Below are 18876 nucleotides of genomic sequence, written 5' to 3' on the forward strand. Positions count from 1 at the left end.
CCGAAACGCAGGCCCGCGTCGGCTGCGCCAGCTGGAAAGCTACGCCGCCACGGGCCTGCTCAACCGCGCGCCAAAGGGGTCACTTTTGGGCGCCGATCGGGGGGGCCGTTTGGATGCCGATTGACAGCCGATGCCGCGGATCGTGCCCTCGCCATGCAGGGTGACCTCGAATTTCTGGCGATAAGGGTCGATGCCCCAGCGGCGAAAGGGCAGCAGGAAGTTGGGCGAAATCGTCGGCACATGCGCCCGGATGTCGGCCGGCGTGCGCGCCAGATCGGCGAAGACGCGGCCGCGCATCAGGGCCTGGGCCAGCGGACGGGTGATGTCCGGCCCGCCGATCGGCAGCACCTGCCCGGCCTCGTCATGGTAGGTCGCAAAAGCGAATGACATCGAGCGCGTCATCGTCGTGCGCGCCGGGGCCACGCAATAGACCGCCGTGAACTCCATTCCCGACAATTGCGCGCCGGCCTCGGCCGCCATCAGATAGCCGTCGCCGGTATTGTTCCATGATCCAAGCAGGCGCGAGCGAAAGGCGGTGCCGCCGGTTGCCAGCACCACCGCCCCGGCCTCAATGCGCCAAGGGGCGTGTCCCGGCAACCGGGTCCCGGCCGAGCCGCCGATGCTGCCATCGGAATGGCGCAGCAGTTCTTGCGCTGCAGCGTGGTCGATGATGGTGACGCCGATCCCTTCCAGCCGGCGGCGCAGGGCGCGCATATATTCCGGGCCGCGCAGCGCGCGATAGCGCGGCAGGCCCTGGTCATCGCGCGGAAAGGCATAGACATCGGCCAATGTCGGCAGGCTTTCCCAAGTGGTCTGCAGAATGCGCGCCATCCAGCCCGGATCGTTCAACCCACCCGACTGCGCCAGACGCCGCGCAATGGCCTCGGGCCTGTCGTCGGGGGCGACCCACCAATGCCCCGGCCCGGCGGTGGCAGTCACCCCCGAGGTGCCCAGCCATCCCTTTTCGACCAGAACGACCGAGGCCCCGGCCCGGCGCGCACCGATGGCCGCCCAAGCGCCGGCCATGCCGCCGCCGATGATCAAAACATCGGTTGCCAGATGAAAGCCGCTGCCGCTCAATGCGCCGCCCCCTGATGCACGCCCAGCCGGTCCAGCAGGGCGCGCCGAATCCGGGCGAATTCCAGGTCTGCGACATCGCGCGGCCGGCTCAGCGCGATCTCTTCATGGTGGTCGATGACCCCCTCGCGCATGACCAGCACGCGGTCGGCCAGCAGGATCGCCTCCTCGACGTCATGGGTGACCAGCAGGACGGCGCAGCCATGGCGCCGCCACAGCTCGGCCACCAGCGCCTGCGCCTTGATCCGGGTCAGGGCATCCAGCGCCGCAAAGGGCTCGTCAAGCAGCAACAGATCGGGATCGCGCACCAAGGCGCGGGCCAGCGCGGCGCGCTGCGCCGTCTGCGCCAGCAGCCCGGTCTCGCGCAGCGCCTTCGCACGCGCAAGGCCAACCTCGACGGGTTCCGTGGTGATCTTGCCGTGCAGCATGATAGGTGCCTCCATTAATCACGACAATGCTGATCGCATTTAACCAAAGCTGGCCATTCCAAACGCCGGCGGGAAAAAGGCATGGCTTTCTCAAATCCCGCAGCTTGGGGAAAAGCGGTGCGCCGGATCAGGGCTGACGGCGCCGGCGCCAATCCGAACGGCAGAGCGCCTCACCCCGCATCCGGTTGCTGCCCGCACCGGCCCGCAGAGAAAATCCTTCTCCCGCCTCCAGCAAAAAACCACGACTTTTTTTATCGTCATTCCTGACGGCGGCTGCCATGATGCGGGGCAAGGGCCTTCTGCCCGCCAAAGGGGATTTCTGATGCCGCGAACCTCTGTCGGCCCCGGCACGATGCGCAACCGCCCGCAACCGGCGGCACAAGGCAGGCGCCGGAAACACGCCGGTCAGGCGGGCGCCGCGCTTGGGACGATGCAGGTCCTGCCGGGATCTGCGGCATGATGGGGCGGGAAACGCTTTGGCCCGAACTGCCGGGATGGGTCGCGCGCGGCGGCACGCAGCCGCTGACGCAGGGCCGCATCCTGCGGCTGGTCGCATCCCGACACTGCCTGACGGCGCAGCGCGCCAGCCTTGCGCTAGTGCTTTGCGGCCATCCCCTGCGCGCCGAGGCCGGCCCGCGCACCGAATTGCACCTGAGCAGCCCTTCGGCCCGGCGCGATCTGGCATTGCGCGATGCGCCGGCCATCTTGGCCGCGCTGGACGGGCTTTATCCCGGCGCGCTGCTGTCAGCAGATCCCGAATTGCGCGGCCGGCAATTGGCAGTGATCGCGCATCTGGCCGGGGCCGACACGCATCTGGCCGAGGCGATCGAGGCCAGAAACCACCGCGATCTGGACATTGCCATCCACCTGCTGCGCGAGATGTTGCTGCGGGTCGAGCGTGATCTGGCCTCGCGCGGGGCGGCGCCACGACCGGACGCGCGGGACGCGATGATCGCGCCGCTGATCTGGCGGATGATGCAGCTGGACCGCCGGCACCGCAGCTATCTGTGTTTCGGAATGGACCGGCTGGTCGGCCTTGCCCGCCGCATGCAGACGCTCGCCGGCCCCAGGGTGTTGCCCGACGATCCGACGTCGGATGCGTTTCTTGACCGGCTTTCCCCTGACGCCGCCATCTGCCTGCCCCAGGACCGGCAGCCCGACTGGGCCCTTGCCCTCGGGCCGGCGGGCCGGGCGCATGACCCCATATCCAGAACAACAGGAAAGACCCCGATCCTGACCGCCAAGAGCACCTCTCAGCCCGCACCATCCCGCGACGGGCAGCTGGATGCCGTCGCCGAAAAGCTGCGGCTGATCCGCATGACCTCGCAGCAGCGCCGCTATCCGGGACGGGCGACGCCCAATCTACCCTCGCGCGCGGTGGTGATCCCGCTGCTGTCGAATGTCGTCAGCGCGCTTTATCCGCGCCATTACGGCCCCGCCGGACTGGACGTGCAGGCCGTGGACCTGTTCGTGGCGCAAAGGCTGCGGACCATCCGCCAGCATCTGGCCGAGCAGCTGGAGCTGGAATGGCTGCTGCACCCCGACGCCGAGCAGCTGGATTGCCGCCGCCGCGCCCGCGCCGCGGCCGAGGCCTTCATCGACGGGCTGCCGCAGATCCGCGACCTGCATGACACCGATATCGGCGCGGCCTTTCAGGGTGATCCTTCGGCGAAAAGCCTTGATGAGATCGTGCTGTGCTTTCCCGGCATCGCCGCCATCCTGCACCATCGCATCGCCCATGACCTGTATCGGCTGGGCGCGCCGATGCTGGCGCGGATCATGGCCGAACATTCGCATTCGCAGTCCGGGATCGACATTCATCCCGGAGCTAGGATCGGCCCGGCCTGCTTCATCGATCATGGCACCGGCGTGGTGATCGGCGAAACCGCCGTGATCGGCCGCAATGTGCGGATCTATCAGCAGGTCACGCTGGGCGCGAAACGTTTCGAAAGCGATGGCGCGGGTGGGCTGGTCAAGGGCCAGCCGCGCCATCCCATCGTCGGCGACGATGCCGTCATCTATGCCGGGGCAAATATCCTGGGCCGGATCGAGATCGGCAGGGGCGCGATCATCGGCGGCGGCGTCTGGCTGACCGAATCCGTCCCGCCCGGTGCGGTGGTGATGCAGGCAAAACCCAGCCTGAATACATCGGATTAGAGCCGTTTCCTTGAAGCCGGATGCAGGCGTGACATTCATTCCGGGGGGCCGCGATGGCCCGCCGCCTGATCCGGTCGGCCTGAGGTCTCTTGACCAGATGGCCGCCCGGCGTGATCCCCCCCCTTCGGTCTGGCAGATTTAACCGGCGATGGCTTTTCGCCGCGCGGATCTTGCCTTTTCTGGATGAGCCGAGGCGAATTCAGGGTCACCCGCCCCTGCGGATTCTGCGCCGTCGCGGAAAGAGAAGATTTCCTTGGCGGCGGGACCATACGCACAGACCTGCGCCATCCGCCATAGCGTATAATATCGCGATATACACCACAGCGTATATTTACACCATATGCGCTTTAGCGTATCGTGCCACCATGGCAGACTTGGCGCGCACCCCCAGACAGATCGGCACCATCATCCAGCGCACGCGCAAGAAACGCGGCTGGACCCAAAGCGATCTGGCCGCGCGGGCCGGTCTGCGGCAGGCGACGATCTCGACCATCGAGACGGCCGAAACGCCGGCCAAGCTGGACACCATCCTTGCCGTTCTGGCCGCGCTGGATCTGGAGTTCCAGATCGCCCCTCGCTCGCTGGGCGACAATGCCGATATCGAGGATCTGTTCTGATGGGCCGGCGTCCGGCCTGGCACCCCCTGCGGGTCTATCTGAACAACCGCCGCGTCGGCACGCTGACCCGCGAAAGCAATGGCGCGATCCGGTTTTCCTATCATCGCGACTGGCTGGGCTGGGAGCATGCGATCCCGGTGTCGCTGTCACTGCCGCTGCGCGAAACGCCCTGGCACGGCGCGCCGGTGCTGGCGGTGTTCGAGAACCTCTTGCCCGATTCCGACCGCATCCGCCGGCTGGTCGCCGAAAAGGTCGGCGCGCGGGGCACGGATGCCTATAGCCTGTTGTCGGTGATCGGCCGCGACTGCGTGGGCGCCCTGCAATTCATCTCGGGCGAGGATGAGGCCCCCGACAGCACCACCCGTCTGCAGGGCGAGGTGGTCGATGAAACCGCCATCGAAAAACTGCTGCTGGGTCTTGGTCAGGCGCCGCTTGGCCTGTCACGCGACGATGATTTCCGCATCTCGGTCGCCGGCGCGCAGGAAAAGACCGCCCTGCTGTGGCACGAAGGCCAGTGGAAAAAGCCGCATGGCACCACGCCGACGACCCATATCTTCAAGACGCAGATCGGCCGTCTGCCCGGCGGCATCGACCTGTCGGGCAGCGTGGAAAACGAATTCTACTGCCTGAAGCTGGCCGAAGCCTTTGGGCTGGCGGTCAACGATGCCCGCATGGCCACATTCGGCGCGACCCGCGCCCTGGTGGTCCAGCGTTTCGACCGGCTTTGGGCCCGTGACGGTCGCCTGCTGCGCCTGCCGCAAGAGGATTGCTGTCAGGCCCTGTCCGTCCCGCCCACGCTGAAATACCAAAGCGACGGCGGCCCGCGCATGGTGGATATCCTTGGGCTGCTTCAGGGCAGCGACCGCCCTGCCGAGGATCAGGACAGCTTTCTGAAGGCCCAGATCATCTTCTGGCTGATCGGCGCCACCGACGGGCACGCCAAGAACTTCAGCCTGTGGCTCAGCCCCGGCGGCCGCTACCGCATGACGCCGCTTTATGACATCGTGACCGCGCAGCCGGCCCTGAACGCCCGGCAGATCAAGCAAAAGCAGATGAAGCTGGCGATGTCGGTCGGCGACAGCCGCCATTATCGCTTTGACCAGATCCAGGGGCGGCATTTCGTGCAGACCGCCCTGCGCGGCGGCCTGTCGCGCGCCCGCGCCATCCGCCTGATCGAAGGCATCCACGAGCATCTGCCGCAGGCTCTGGAAACCGCAGCAAACAGCCTGCCGCAGGGGTTTCCCGCCGCCGTGGTCGAAAGCGTTTCAATTGCCGCCATCGCGCGCAGAAATCGCCTGCTGACACTGGAAAACTAGATTTCCGGCCACTCTGGGATTTGTGATGCCGGGGCAATCAGGGACCATCGGCCGCGAATATCTCTGCCCGCTCTGCTGCCCGTCGAATTGAACCGGGCCGCATAATGATGAATGATCCGGGCCACAGCCATTCGGCAAGGCTACAGGTTGTTTCATCATTCATTCAATGGCTTGCGAAATATCCAAAAATCCGCGCCCGTGATTCGGGTGCCATTTGTGACAGTTGATCGGTTTTCCCGGGGCAATTCGGCCCCTCAACGTCACGCCCTTGTTATCCGGCGCCATTACCGATTCGCCCGTGGCTTTTTTCCTGGCTCTCGGAGTAACCAATGCGCGCTACGGATTCGGACGGATTCACCGTCATCGGGAAACCCTGGTCGCTGGGCCGGCGCATAGCGGCCGCGGCGGTCGCCTTTGTCGGGATCGGATTTCTGGTCTTTGCCGTCGCCGGCAGCAATCCCGAAGGACGGCTGGCCGGGGCGGGCTCGACGCTGGCCAACCCCATCCTGCAAAGGGTTTCCACATCTTATCAAGGCTACCTTGCCGCTGACCGGATCGACATGACCCGGCAAGAGGGGCAAAGCGGCGACTGGACCGGCGGGGCAAGCGCCCTTGACTATGATCCGGTCGGCTCGGTCGGCGGCCTCATGCGGCTGGGCGATCCTGCGGTCACCTTCGCCGTGACCGAAGTGCCGCTGGCGCCAGACGAGCTGAGCGCACAGGGCAAGGTGCAATTCCCGCTGATCCTTGGGGCGGCGGCGCCGGTGGCCAATCTGGACCTGGCGGGCGCCGATCTGGTGCTGGACGCCAAGGTGCTGGCGACGATCTATCGCGGCGAGATCACGAACTGGTCGGACCCGGCAATCGCCGCGCTGAACCCGGCGGTAACGCTGCCCGATCAGCCGATTTCGGTGCGCCACCGGCGCGACGGATCGGGCACCACCTGGACCTTTACCGGCTATCTGGCGCAGGCGGCAAACTGGACGGGCGGACAGGCCGCGCAGGTCGCATGGCCCGTCGGCGAAGGCGCCGAAGGCAGCCGCGGCCTGATCGAGGCGGTCAAGGCGACCCCCGGCGCCATCGGCTATGCCGAGGTGGGTCAGGCCCGCCGGGCCGGGCTGGCCGTCATCCGCCTGATCGACGGCGCGGGCAATGTCGTGACGCCCTCGCCGGCCTCGATCCGCGCGGCGGCAGGCCCTGCGACCGGACAGCAGGGCGCCCCGGGCTGGCCGATGACCGCGACCGTCTATGTGGTGATGCGCAAAAGCGATCCGCAGAACGACCGGGCGCTGGCCTTCTTTCGCTATTTCTATGCCGAGGCCGGCCGTCAGGCCGATGCGCTTGGCTATGTTCCTCTGCCCGTCGAGGTCGTGACGGAAATCGAGGCCCATTGGGCCCTGACCTTCAACAAACAATCCTGACCGGGCGCGGTGCGCTCTTCGCAAAGGTGGTAACGTGGAAGTCGATCTGTTCAAGGAAATCATCGTTCCGGTGATCGGGGGGCTGGGTATCTTCCTCCTCGGTCTGGAATTCATGGCAAGCGGCATTCAGGCCCTTTCGGTCAACAAGATGCGCGAATGGCTGGCCAAGATGGCCGGCACGCCGATCAAGGGGGTGATGGCGGGCACCATCATCACCGGCGTCATCCAGTCCTCGACCGCGATGACGGTGATGACCGTCGGGCTGGTGAACGCCGGCGTTCTGGGCCTGCGATCGGCCATTTCGGTCATCATGGGCGCCAATATCGGCACGACGCTGGGCAACGGGCTGATCGCACTGCCGCTGGGGCCGCTGGGCCTGCTGTTCGGCGGCATCTTCGCGACGATCTATTGCTTTGCCAAATCGGACAAGGTCCGCAACATGTCGCTGGCGGCGATGGGTTTTGCGCTGATCTTCTACGGGCTGAACCTGATGACCGGCGGCCTGAAGCCGCTGCGCAAGATGCCCGAGGTGCTGGAGCTGATCCAGACGCTGGATGCCAGCTCATTCGGTGGCGTGATCCTGTGCGTGCTGATCGCGGCGCTGATCACGGCGCTGATCCATTCGTCCTCGGCCACCATCGGCATCGTCATGGGCCTTGGCGCCAGCGGCATCCTGTCGTGGGAAACTGCCATCGCCTTTGCCGTCGGCGCGGATCTGGGCACCACGGTCACCTCGTGGATCGCCTCGCTGAACCTGTCCAAGAACGCCAAGCGCACGGCCTATGCCCATATCGCCTTCAACTTCATCGGCGTCTCGGTGGTCCTGTTGCTGTTCTTCCCGGCGATCTGGCTGCTGAAAACGGTCATGGGGCTGTGGGGCATCGATCCGGGTGCGGCCGTCATGGTCGACGGGCATGACACCTATCCGGGCGTTCCGATCGTCATTGGCGTGTTCTCGATCGTCTTCAACATCTTCAACGTGCTGATCCTGTTCCCCTTCGTGAACACCTTCGACCGGGTGCTGTCGCGGGTCGGCCACAGCAGCGACGAGGACGAAGAGGACTATTCGATCCCCCGCTTTCTGGATCGCAAGCTGATCGCCGATTTCAACGCAGCCCTGCCCGCCGTCAGCCAAGAGGCCCAGCGTCAGCTGCAGGCGGGGGCGGTTTTCCTTGACATCGCCCGTGACAAGAAGAACGCGCCCAAGGACCCGGTCGAGCATCACGCCGCGACCGACCAGCTTGGCCGCGAGATCCGCTCCTACTCGGCGCAGCTGTTTCAGGACGGGCTGTCGCGCAACCAGCTCGACCTCGTGGCTTCGCTGATCGAAGAGGTCGACTTCACCTCGGCGCTGTCGGAATCGCTGTATCAGATCGCCCGCCGGGTCAAACGCGAGCCCTTCTCGGATGCGGCGCGCGAGGTGCTGGGATCGGGGCTGGAACGTCTGGATCAGGCGATGAACACCGTCCTGTTCCCCGATGGCGTCAATCCGCGCATGCCCGCCGGCCACAGCGTCGTGCCGGGGGTCGAGGAGCTGCGCTGGAAGGCCCTGCAAAGCAAGGATGTCGGCGCCGGCGAAAAGGGTGCGCTGATCGCCCTGCTCGGCTCGATCGAACGCGCCGAAGGGCTGATCGAGCGCATCCGCGCCGAACGCGCCTCGGTGGACCGCAGCGCGACGCTGCGCCAGCCGGCGCCGGCCCCGATCGACCGCGACCTTGGCCAGATGCCGGGCGCGGCCGTTCCGGCCGAGTGATCGCCCGATCGCCCCCTGCCGGGCAACTCCGGCAGGGACAGGACACGGGGGCCCGCGCTGCGTTGCGCGGGCCCATCCACAACAGACCGCCCCTTCGTTCCGATGAAAGGACCCTGTCATGAGCGTTGGTTTGCTGGCCCTGCTGGACGATATCGCGGCCTTGGCGAAAGTCGCCGCCGCCTCATTGGACGATATCGCCGGTCAGGCGACCAAGGCCGGCGTCAAGGCCGCCGGCGTGGTGATCGACGACACCGCGGTGACGCCGCGCTATGTCACCGGCTTTGATTCCTCTCGCGAATTGCCGATCATCTGGCGCATCGCGCTTGGCAGTCTGCGCAACAAGCTGCTGATCCTTTTGCCGGCGGCGCTGGCGCTTAGCGCGCTGCTGCCAGGGGTGATCGTGCCGCTGTTGATGCTGGGCGGCATCTACCTGTGCTACGAAGGCGTCGAAAAACTGTTCGAGGCGCTGTTTCCCGGCGCACATGGCCATGGAACGCACGAACCTGCGGGCGATGCCGCCGGGTCGGACAACATCGGCGATGCCCACGCCCTTGAGGACGAAAAGATCCGGGGCGCGATCAAGACCGATTTCATCCTGTCGGCGGAAATCATGGCCATCAGCCTTGCCGCCCTGCCCGCCGGCAATCTGCTGACGCAGGCGCTGGCCTTGGCGCTGGTGGGCATCGGCATCACCGCCGGCGTCTATGGCGTGGTGGCGTTGATCGTCAAGGCGGACGACGCCGGGCTGGCGCTGGCACGCTCGCAGCTTGCCCCGCCGGTCGGCAGCCTGCTGCGCGGGCTGGGCCGGGGTCTGGTCATGGGCATGCCCTGGCTGCTGGCCGGGCTGGCCGGGATCGGGACGGCGGCGATGATCTGGGTCGGCGGCGGCATCGTGCTGCACGGGCTGGAAAGCTTTGGCCTGCACGCCCCGGCCGAATTCATCCACCACCTGCAAGAACGCGCCGAACACAGCGTCTCGGACGGGCTTGGCGGTTTGGTCGGCTGGGCCGCCGGGGCCGCCGGATCCGGGGTCTTTGGCATCATCATCGGCGCCATTGCCATCCCCCTTGCCCATCGTCTGGCGCCCCTGACGGGCTGGCTGCAGGTCAAGCTGGCCCGCCGCCGCGCCGGCCCCGCCCGATAGGCCGAGGCGTGATCGCCGGTCGGGCCGGAAAATCGCCGCATCAGCAATCACGTCGTCGCGCTGGCATCAATCTGACGTCTCGCTGTGGCAATTCGCTGTTCTGATCCTCCTTGCCTGATTCCCAAACTGAGAGAGGGACGAGACATGACTGACGACCGCGATATCGAACAGACCGTCGACCTGGCCGCCTTTGTCGCCGAACTGCGTCGCCTTGCCGACGAACTGGAAACCAACGGCACCTTCGAGATCGAAATCGAAGGCGAAACCGTTCAGGTTCCCGCCTCGGCCATCGCCTCGATCGAATATGAGCGCGAGGATGGCCATGAAGAGCTGGAATTCCAGCTGAAATGGGGCGAGCCCGAGGAAGACGACGAGGACGAAGACGACGATCTGGACGAGGACGAGGACGAAGAGCCTCAGGACTGATCCCCCGGCGCGGCGGAAAAGACCGAGATCGACGCCCCCGCGTCGGTCTCATTTCGTTTCATGCGCTGCGCGCCCCGACAAAGGCCGGCTCAGGCCCCGGCCAGAGCCGCCACCATCCCGGCGTGATGGCGCAGGCGGACCGGGCGCAGCAGGGCCTCGCGTCTGGCCAGCGCCCGCAATCGCCTGGCATCGGGCGCGTGTTCGGCCGCCGCATCCAGCCGCCGCCAGATCGTGGCCAGCGCCGCCTCGGCCGTCAGTGCCATGAAATCATGCGCAAGCGGCGCGGGGTCCGGCATCGCCAGCACCTGTGCGCGCGCCTGCTGCCACAGCGCTGCGGCCTCGGGAACGGTCAGGAAGGCCGCAAAGGCCTCGGCCGCACCGGGCAGACGCAGCAGCCGCAACGCCAGCGTCTGGGCATGGATGCCATTCGCGCCCTCGTAGATTGCGGTGATGCGGGCGTCGCGCCAGACCTGCTCGATGCGATATTCGCGCAGATAGCCATAGCCACCCAGAATCTGGATCCCCAGATCGGCGGCCTCGATCCCGGCGCGGGTTCCGGCCCATTTGCAGACCGGGGTCAGCATTTCCACCAGCGCCGGATCGTCGCCCGCCTCAAGCGTCACCGCCGCGACATGGCTCAGCGTGCGACAGCCAAGCGCCAGCGCCTCGGCCCGGTCCAACATGCGGCGCACATCGGCATGGGCAGCGATGGGCGCGGCCCCCTCATGTCCCGGTGCGCGGCCCTGCCGGCGGGTGGCCGCATAGGTGCGGGCGATGTGGCTGGCGCGCGCGGCATGGGCCACGCCTTGCAGCGACACATCCAGCCGGGCGTGGTTCATCATGACGAACATGGCGCGCAGCCCCTCGCCCTCGCGCCCCAGCAGCTCGGCGGGGGCGCCGTCATAGAGCATCTGGCAGGTGGGCGAGGCATGCAGGCCCAGCTTTTCCTCGATCCGGGTGGTGCTGATCGGCGCGCGCGCGCCGGTATCGTCATGCGAGGGCACCAGAAACAGCGACAGCCCGCGCGTGCCGCTGCCGGCCGCGCCGGTGCGGGCCAAGACCAGATGCAGGATGCGCGGCGTCAGGTCCTGATCGCCGCCGGAAATGAAGATCTTTTCGCCCTCGACCCGCCAGCCCGCGCCATCGCGATGCGCCCGGCAGCGGATGCCGGACAGGTCCGAGCCGGCGCCCGCCTCGGTCAGCGCCATGGTCGCCAGCCAATCGCCCGAGCCTAGACGCGGCAACCAGCGCGCCTGCTGATCGCCGGTGCCAAAATGGGCGATGGTGCGGGCGGCGCCGGGCACCAGCGCGGTGATCATCTGCAAGGCATGGCTTGCGCCGGCATGGATTTCGTCCACCGCCGACAGCACCGGGCCGGGCATGGCCTGACCGCCCGCCGCCTCGGGCAGCGCCAGCGCGTGCCAGCCCTGCTCGGTGAAATCGGCATAGGCCCGCACCATGCCCGCAGGCATCCGCACCCGGCCAGCGTCCAGCGTGCAGCCCTGCCGGTCGCCGGCCTCATCGACCGGTGCAAGGACGCCCTCGGCAAAGCGGGCGAATTGCGTCACTACCTCGCGCACCAGATCATCGTCCCAGCCGGGCAGGCGCGCGGCTCCGGCGACGTTCAGCGAGAACAGGATATCTTCGACGGGGGCTTGAAACGGGATCATCGCTCTTCCTTTGACCCGGGCAGGCGGGCGGGGTTGTCGTTGGGGATTTCGGGGCGATTCTGGGTGTTCGGCCGGCAGGCCCCGGCCAGCCCGCCCGAAACATGCGTGGCGCGCCGCAACAGCGCGCCAGGACGATCAGGGCGCGCTCAGGCGGGCCGGGCGGCGGCGCGGCGGCGGATCAACAGCACCACCGTGGTCAGGCCGGCGGCCAGCGTGATCGGCACCAGACTGACCATCACCCCCGAAGGCGTGAAGCCCGCCGCGACCAGCGCCCCGGCCAGAAGCGGCCCGGCGATCGAGCCCAGCCGGCCGATGGCCACCGCCGTGCCGACCCCGGTGCCGCGGATCTCGAACGGGTAGCATTGCGGCGCAATGCCATAAAGAATGGCCTGCACGCACAGGATCGCGCCGCCGACCAGCGCGCCGCCAACCAGCATCAGCGCCAGATTGGCCGGCAGCGTCGCCAGCATCAAAAGTGCCGCGGCGGCGGCGGCAAAGCACAGCGCCACCGGACCGACGGGCCGGGCCCGGTCCAGCATGCGCCCGCCGACCAGACTGCCCAGCACGCCGCCGATATTGAACAGGATCTGCACGGTCGAGGCCTCCGAGCGTTCCAGCCCGCGCGACACCAGCAGTTGCGGCATCCAGTTCAGCAGCAGATAGACGACCAGCAGCCCCAGGAAAAACGACAGCCACAGCGCCAGCGTGGTGGCCAGCGTGCCCGGCGCAAAGACCTGCGACAGCGCACCGCTTGCCGATTTCACCTGCGCCTTGACCACCGCCAGCGGCGGCAGCAGGAAATGCACGAAGGGCACAAGGATCAACGGCAGGATGCCTCCGACCAGAAAGATCATGTGCCAGTCACCGCCGTGCAGGCCCAGCATCGACACGCCGCTGGCAATGGCGCCGCCCAGCGGGATGCCGGCATACATGATCGAGACCGCCTTGCCGCGATTGGCCGCATCGGTCGATTCTGCGGCGATATTGACGAGGTTCGGCAGCGCCCCGCCTAGACCGACCCCGGTCAGGAAGCGCATGACCAGCAATTGCTCAAAGCTCGCGGTATAGGCGGTGGCGATGGAAAAGACGCCAAAGGCCACCAGCGCGATCACCAGCCCGGTGCGGCGGCCCCAGGCGTCGGCAATGCGCCCGCCGGCCAATGCGCCAAAGATCAGCCCGAAGGTGGCCGAGGAAAAGAACAGCCCGATCTGCTGCGGGGTCAGGCCAAAGGCCGGGGCCAACTTTGGCACGGCCACGCCGGCGGCCTGCAGGTCGAAGCCCTCGATCACGGCAGCCAGAAAGGCAAGCGTCAGCGCCCGCCCCCCGCCGTGGCGGTGGTCAGTGATGGTCTGCATGTATTCCTCCCTTGGGCGGGGTCCTCTTCTCCCCCGCGAATGATGCGGCGGGGCCTAGCCCTCGCCGTCCTCTCTCCAGATGATGGCCAGCATGCGGCGCAGCTCGTCGCGCTCGGCCATGGTCAGGCCAGCCAGCATCCGCTCTTCATGCGCGCTGATCAGGCCCAGCATGCGCTGCGCCTCCTCGCGGCCCTTGGCGGTGGGGAACAGGCGCTGGATGCGGTTGTCGTCGGGATCGGCCTCGCGCAGGAACAGCCCGCGCGCTTCCAGTTCGGCCAGCACCGGCACGATATTGGCGCGCTGCATGCGCAGGATGCGACAGATCTCTGCCGAGCTGATGCCCGGTTTTTCGGTGATCGTCAGCAGCACGCTCATCGGCACGGTGCGCACGCCTGCGGCCTCCAGGGCGGCATTGGCGTTGTGCAGGTCCCAGGCCGAGGCACGTTTCAGGTGATAGCCGATCAGATCGCGCAGCGCCCGGGGCGATTCGGCCGCGCTTTCCTGAGCTTTCTTCAGCGGTTCACCGGACATGCCTGCCTCCAGAGCGGTTCTTTCGATGCTTCCGAAAATAATGCTATGCAATATAACAGTCAATCGCTATGTTTCATAGCAGTTGGCCCGGGGAACGATTCGGTTCACGATCCGGGCGGACCCTTTGGAGGGAGGAGAAGCATGAGTTTCGTCAGCATGAAGATCGCGGGCGCCGAGCGTGCCGCGTCGGATGGGCGCACATTCCGCAGGCTCAATCCGATCACCGGCGCGGTGGCCAGCGAAGCCCCCGCCGCCAGCACCGCCGATGCCGTGGCGGCCGCCGATGCCGCCGCCGCGGCCTTTACGGCATGGGCCGCCCTTGGCCCCAACGCCCGGCGCGCCGCGCTCTCGAAGGCCGCCGATGCTCTGGCGGCACGCGGCGACGCCTTCGTGGCCGCCATGACCGAGGAAACCGGCGCAACCGAGCCATGGGCACGGTTCAACGTCATGATCGCCGCCTCGATGCTGCGCGAGGCCGCCGCCCTGACCACCCAGGTCGCGGGCGAGGTCATCCCCTCGGACAAGCCCGGCTGCATCTCGATGGCGGTGCGCGAACCGGCGGGCGTCTGTCTGGGCATCGCGCCCTGGAACGCGCCGGTGATCCTGGGCGTGCGCGCGCTGGCGACACCGCTGGCCTGCGGCAATGCCGTCGTGTTCAAGGCCAGCGAAATCTGCCCGCGCACCCACGGCTTGATCGTCGAGGCGCTGGATGAGGGCGGTCTGCCCGCAGGTCTGGTCAGTCTGGTCACCAACGCGCCCGAGGACGCGGGCGAGATCGTCGGCGCGCTGATCGACCATCCGGCGATCCACCGCATCAACTTTACCGGCTCGACCAAGGTGGGCCGGATCATCGCCGAGCGTGCGGCGCGGCAGCTAAAGCCGGTGCTGCTGGAACTGGGCGGCAAGGCGCCGTTTCTGGTGCTGCGCGACGCCGATCTGGACGAGGCGGTCAAGGCCGCGATCTTTGGCGCCTTCTTCAATCAGGGCCAGATCTGCATGTCCACCGAACGCATCATCCTTGCGCCCGAGATCGCCGACGACTTCGTGGCGCGCTTTACCGCCCGCGCTGCCGGGCTGAAGGCCGGCGATCCGCGCGACGGCACCGCCCCGCTGGGCGCCGTGGTCGATGCCCATACGGTCGCCAAGGTGAGCGCGTTGATCGAGGATGCCCGCGCCAAGGGCGCCGAAATCCACTCGGCCGGCGCCGCCGAGGGCGTGCTGATGCCCGCGCAGGTCGTGGATGGCGTGACCCCCGACATGCGCATCGCCACCGAGGAAAGCTTCGGCCCGGTCGTCGCCATCTTCCGCGCCGCGGACGAAGAGGACATGATCCGCATGGCCAATGATACCGAATACGGGCTGTCTGCCGCGATCTTTACCCGCGACGTCGCACGTGGGCTGACGGTGGCGCGTCAGATCAGATCAGGCATCTGCCACATCAACGGCCCGACCGTGCATGACGAGGCGCAGATGCCCTTCGGTGGCACCAAGGCCTCGGGCTATGGCCGCTTTGGCGGCAAGGCCGGGATCGCCGAATTCACCGAACTGCGCTGGATCACCGTCGAAACCCAGCCCGGCCACTACCCGTTGTAACCCGCCTCTTGCATCGCTGCCGCAATACCCGCGCCGAACCCCTCGGCGCGGCCCGGCACCCCATACCCCGAAAGGACCCCCGAAATGGCAAACGATCACGACACCGTCGCCTATGATGTGCAAGATGGCATCGCCTGGCTGCGCTTCAACCGTCCCGACAAGCGCAACGCCATGTCCCCCACCCTGAACCGCGCCATGATGGAGGCGCTGGACGAGCTGGAATTCCGCGATGACGTCGGCGTTCTGGTGCTGACCGGCGAAGGCCCGGCATGGACGGCCGGCATGGACCTGAAGGAATATTTCCGCGAGACCGAGGCCGACGGGCTGAAGGGCACCCGCAAGGCGCAGCGCGAAAGCTATGGCTGGTGGCGCCGCTTGCGCTGGTATCAGAAGCCGACCATCGCCATGGTGAACGGCTGGTGCTTCGGCGGCGGCTATGGCCCGCTGTTCGGCTGCGATCTGGCCTTTGCCGCCGATGAGGCAAAATTCGGCCTGTCAGAAATCAACTGGGGCATCCTGCCGGGCGGCGGCGCCACCAAGGTCGCGGTCGAGCTGATGCCCTTCCGCAAGGCCATTTATCACGCCATGCTGGGCGAGCCGATCGACGGCAAGACCGCCGCCGATTGGGGGCTGGTCAATGAATCCCTGCCGCTGGCACAGCTGAAAGACCGGGTGACGCAGGTCGCAAGGATCCTGCTGGACAAGAACCCGGTCGCGCTGAAGGCCACCAAGGACGCCGTGCGCCGCGTCGGCCTGATGACCTATGACGAGGCCGAGGACTATCTGGTCCGCGCCCAGGAGGCCGCAAACAGCTACGACAGCGAGGGCCGCAAGGAAGGCATCCGCCAGTTCATCGACGAAAAATCCTACAAGCCGGGCCTCGGTGCCTATGACAAAAGCCGGCAGGGTTGAGGCCGGGCAGGGAGGAGGAAACCATGCTCGATTTCATCTCGCCGGACCCGGTCGCGCTGCACGCGCGGCTGCGGCCCGAGGCGCTGGCCGCCGTCGATCTGGCGACGGGCCGGCGCTGGCGCTATCGCGACCTTGATCGCGACGTCCAGCGCGCCGTCGCGGTCCTGACGCGGGACGGCGTCACCCGGGGCGACCGGGTGGCGGCATTGGCCCGCAACAGCGTGCATCAGGTGGTGCTGCAACAGGCGCTGATGCGCATCGGCGCGATCTTCGTGCCGCTGAACTGGCGGCTGTCGCTGCCCGAGCTGGCGCGGCTGCTGCTGGACTGCACGCCGCGCCTGCTGGTCGCCGATCAGACGCTGCCCGAGCTGCCACCGGGCTGCCGGGCGATGCCCATGGCCGCGTTCACCGCCGCCGTGGACGCCGCCGATCCCGCGCCGCCCTGCCTGCCGCATTCGGGCATGGATTGCTGCATCATCCTTTATACCTCGGGCACCTCGGGGACGCCCAAGGGGGCGATGCTGACCCCGCAATTCCTGCTGGCGACCGCAGTGAACTTCAACGTGCTGGGCGAGGTCGATACCGGGGCGGTGTTCCTGTGCGACAGTCCGATGTTCCATGTCATCGGCATCGTCACCCAGATCTGGCCGCCGCTGTTGCGGGGCGGGCGCATCCTCGTCTCGCCGGGTTTCGATGCCCTGCGGACCAATGACTGGCTGGGCGATGCCTCGTTGGGCATCACGCATTACTTCTGCGTGCCGCAAATGGCCGAGGCGCTGCGCGACGCGCCGAATTTCGCGCCGCAAGGCTGGACCTCGCTCAAGGCGCTGTTCACCGGCGGCGCGCCGAACCCGCCCGCGCATATCCGCTGGTGGCTGGATCACGACGTGCGCATGGTCGATGGCTATGGCATGACCGAAACCGGCACCACGCTTGGCATGCCGCTGAACCCCGATCTGATCCGCGAAAAGGCCGGCTCGGTCGGCCTTGCCGGGCCGCTGACCGCAGTGCGGCTGGTCGATGAAGAGGACCGCGATGTCCCCGACGGCACGCCGGGCGAAATCCTGATCTTTGGCCTGAACGTCATCCCCGACTATTGGGGCCGCCCCGAGGAACGCGGCCGCGCCTTTACCGCCGATGGCTGGATCCGCACCGGCGATATCGGCATCCGCGATCCGGACGGCTTCATCAGCATCGCCGATCGCAAGAAGGACATGTTCATTTCGGGCGGCGAAAACGTCTACCCGGTCGAGGTCGAGGCGGCGTTGGTCGAACATCCCGCCGTGCGCGAGGTCGCCGTCATCGGCATCCCCGACGAACGCTGGGGCGAGGTCGGCTGCGCCTTCATCGTCGCGACTGCGGGCAGCGCGCCGGACCATGACGATCTGACCGCGCATTGCCAGCGCCTGATCGCCCGCTACAAGGTGCCCAAGTTGTTCCGCATCGTGGACAAGCTGCCGCGCACCGGCTCGGGCAAGGTGATGAAACATCTGCTGAAACAGGCGCTGTGATTTCCGGGCTCCGGCCAGCGATGGCCGGGGCCCAGAACGGCCCGCATTCCCGGTTGCGGTCCTTTCTTCGGGCAGAATCCGCGACGCCGGCCAGGTCGTGTATACAAACACCCTCGGATCACCCGCCGAAAGTCGTATATTTTTGATTTTATCGCCGGGCTTCCGCGTTTTTGTGTATACACCCACAAGCGACGGAGGCTGTATGATTCGCGACGAACACAGATCAGGTCAGACCCAGACCGCCCGCGCCGCGATGACGCTGCGCGACATGATCATCGACGGCCGCCTGCGCCCCGGCGAGCGCTATACCGAGACCCAGCTTGCCGAGATGCTGGAAATGTCGCGCACGCCGATCCGCGCCGCCCTGCAACGCATGACCGATGAGGGGCTGCTGACCGCACAGACGGGCGGCGGCTATTTCATCCGCCAGCTGTCGCGCGACGAGATCGCGGAAACCATCGAGCTGCGCGGCATGATCGAGGGCATGTGCGCCCGCCTGCTGGCCGAACGCGGCATCGCTGCCGTAGCACTGGCCGAGCTGGTCGATCTTTTGGGCGAATTCGACCTGCTGCTGGGCGATGACGATTTCGGCTGCGCGCATCTGCCGGCCTATGAGCGGCTGAACGCGCGGTTTCACGACGCGCTGGTAGCCGCGACCGGCAGCGCGCTTCTGGCGCAAGAGGTCGCGCGCGCCAATGCCCGGCCCTTTGCCTCGGCCAGCGCGCTGGTCGGCATGTATGAAAGCGACCGCGCCGCGCGCCGGCACCTGCTGATCGGTCAGGACCACCACCGCGCCGTCGTCGACGCCATCCGCGACCGTCAGGGCGCGCGGGCCGAGGCGATCATGCGCGAACATGGGCGGCTGTCGCTGCGCAACCTGACGCGCGCCGTCGACTCCAGCCAGCTTCTGGACCGGATCCGGGGCGCCGCCCTGATCCGCCAGTCCGATGAGGAGACCGGCTGAA

16 protein-coding genes are annotated in these 18876 nt (G+C 67.2%); 11 read left to right on the forward strand and 5 right to left on the reverse strand.

The window, feature by feature from the left end; genetic code table 11:
* Nucleotides 1-39: 39 nt before the first annotated feature.
* A complete protein-coding gene (locus tag GL279_RS15060) occupies nt 40-1080 on the reverse strand; it encodes an FAD-dependent oxidoreductase (RefSeq protein WP_211371327.1) in 1041 nt (346 codons plus the stop codon).
* Nucleotides 1077-1505, reverse strand: coding sequence for a hypothetical protein (locus GL279_RS15065; protein WP_246175338.1), 429 nt, complete (start codon nt 1503-1505; stop codon nt 1077-1079). Before GL279_RS15065 ends, GL279_RS15060 begins: the two co-directional genes overlap by 4 nt.
* Nucleotides 1506-1961: 456 nt before the next feature.
* On the opposite strand from GL279_RS15065, the gene GL279_RS19460 reads away from it, so the two are divergent.
* From GL279_RS19460 to GL279_RS15100, 7 genes are all read left to right on the forward strand, one after another.
* Complete coding sequence (locus tag GL279_RS19460) at nt 1962-3662, forward strand: LbetaH domain-containing protein (protein ID WP_246175339.1); 1701 nt, start codon at nt 1962-1964, stop codon at nt 3660-3662.
* A gap of 365 nt (nt 3663-4027) precedes the next feature.
* Entirely contained in the window at nt 4028-4279 is a 252-nt protein-coding gene (locus tag GL279_RS15075) for a helix-turn-helix domain-containing protein (protein WP_155065457.1), read from the forward strand.
* Complete coding sequence (locus GL279_RS15080; protein ID WP_155065458.1) at nt 4279-5595, forward strand: type II toxin-antitoxin system HipA family toxin; 1317 nt, start codon at nt 4279-4281, stop codon at nt 5593-5595. Before GL279_RS15075 ends, GL279_RS15080 begins: the two co-directional genes overlap by 1 nt.
* A 329-nt stretch (nt 5596-5924) precedes the next feature.
* On the forward strand, nt 5925-7016 hold the full coding sequence (locus tag GL279_RS15085; RefSeq protein ID WP_155065460.1) for an extracellular solute-binding protein: 1092 nt from the start codon (nt 5925-5927) through the stop codon (nt 7014-7016).
* Nucleotides 7017-7050: 34 nt separating this feature from the next.
* Nucleotides 7051-8769, forward strand: coding sequence for a Na/Pi cotransporter family protein (locus GL279_RS15090; RefSeq protein ID WP_343039825.1), 1719 nt, complete (start codon nt 7051-7053; stop codon nt 8767-8769).
* A 118-nt stretch (nt 8770-8887) separates the two neighbouring features.
* A complete protein-coding gene (locus GL279_RS15095; RefSeq protein ID WP_155065461.1) occupies nt 8888-9913 on the forward strand; it encodes a DUF808 domain-containing protein in 1026 nt (341 codons plus the stop codon).
* Between the two features lie 144 nt (nt 9914-10057).
* Nucleotides 10058-10339, forward strand: a complete 282-nt coding sequence (locus tag GL279_RS15100) for an amphi-Trp domain-containing protein (protein WP_155065463.1) — start codon at nt 10058-10060, stop codon at nt 10337-10339.
* Nucleotides 10340-10428: 89 nt separating this feature from the next.
* Here GL279_RS15100 and GL279_RS15105 read toward each other — a convergent pair whose 3' ends face one another.
* The 3 genes from GL279_RS15105 to GL279_RS15115 form a co-directional block, all read right to left on the reverse strand.
* A complete protein-coding gene (locus tag GL279_RS15105) occupies nt 10429-12009 on the reverse strand; it encodes an acyl-CoA dehydrogenase family protein (protein WP_155065465.1) in 1581 nt (526 codons plus the stop codon).
* Between the two features lie 146 nt (nt 12010-12155).
* On the reverse strand, nt 12156-13364 hold the full coding sequence (mhpT, locus tag GL279_RS15110; protein WP_155065467.1) for a 3-(3-hydroxy-phenyl)propionate transporter MhpT: 1209 nt from the start codon (nt 13362-13364) through the stop codon (nt 12156-12158).
* A gap of 54 nt (nt 13365-13418) precedes the next feature.
* The gene (locus GL279_RS15115; RefSeq protein WP_155065468.1) at nt 13419-13895 is read right to left on the reverse strand and encodes a MarR family winged helix-turn-helix transcriptional regulator; all 477 of its coding nucleotides are present in this window, start codon (nt 13893-13895) and stop codon (nt 13419-13421) included.
* Nucleotides 13896-14036: 141 nt separating this feature from the next.
* On the opposite strand from GL279_RS15115, the gene GL279_RS15120 reads away from it, so the two are divergent.
* From GL279_RS15120 to GL279_RS15135, 4 genes are all read left to right on the forward strand, one after another.
* On the forward strand, nt 14037-15488 hold the full coding sequence (locus tag GL279_RS15120) for an aldehyde dehydrogenase (protein WP_155065469.1): 1452 nt from the start codon (nt 14037-14039) through the stop codon (nt 15486-15488).
* Nucleotides 15489-15572: 84 nt separating this feature from the next.
* Nucleotides 15573-16400, forward strand: coding sequence for a p-hydroxycinnamoyl CoA hydratase/lyase (locus GL279_RS15125; RefSeq protein ID WP_155065470.1), 828 nt, complete (start codon nt 15573-15575; stop codon nt 16398-16400).
* Between the two features lie 23 nt (nt 16401-16423).
* Entirely contained in the window at nt 16424-17911 is a 1488-nt protein-coding gene (locus GL279_RS15130) for an AMP-binding protein (protein ID WP_155065471.1), read from the forward strand.
* A 202-nt stretch (nt 17912-18113) separates the two neighbouring features.
* The gene (locus GL279_RS15135) at nt 18114-18875 is read left to right on the forward strand and encodes a GntR family transcriptional regulator (protein ID WP_155065472.1); all 762 of its coding nucleotides are present in this window, start codon (nt 18114-18116) and stop codon (nt 18873-18875) included.
* Nucleotide 18876 lies beyond the last annotated feature (1 nt).

Source organism: Paracoccus limosus, from assembly GCF_009711185.1.
GTDB lineage: Bacteria > Pseudomonadota > Alphaproteobacteria > Rhodobacterales > Rhodobacteraceae > Paracoccus > Paracoccus limosus.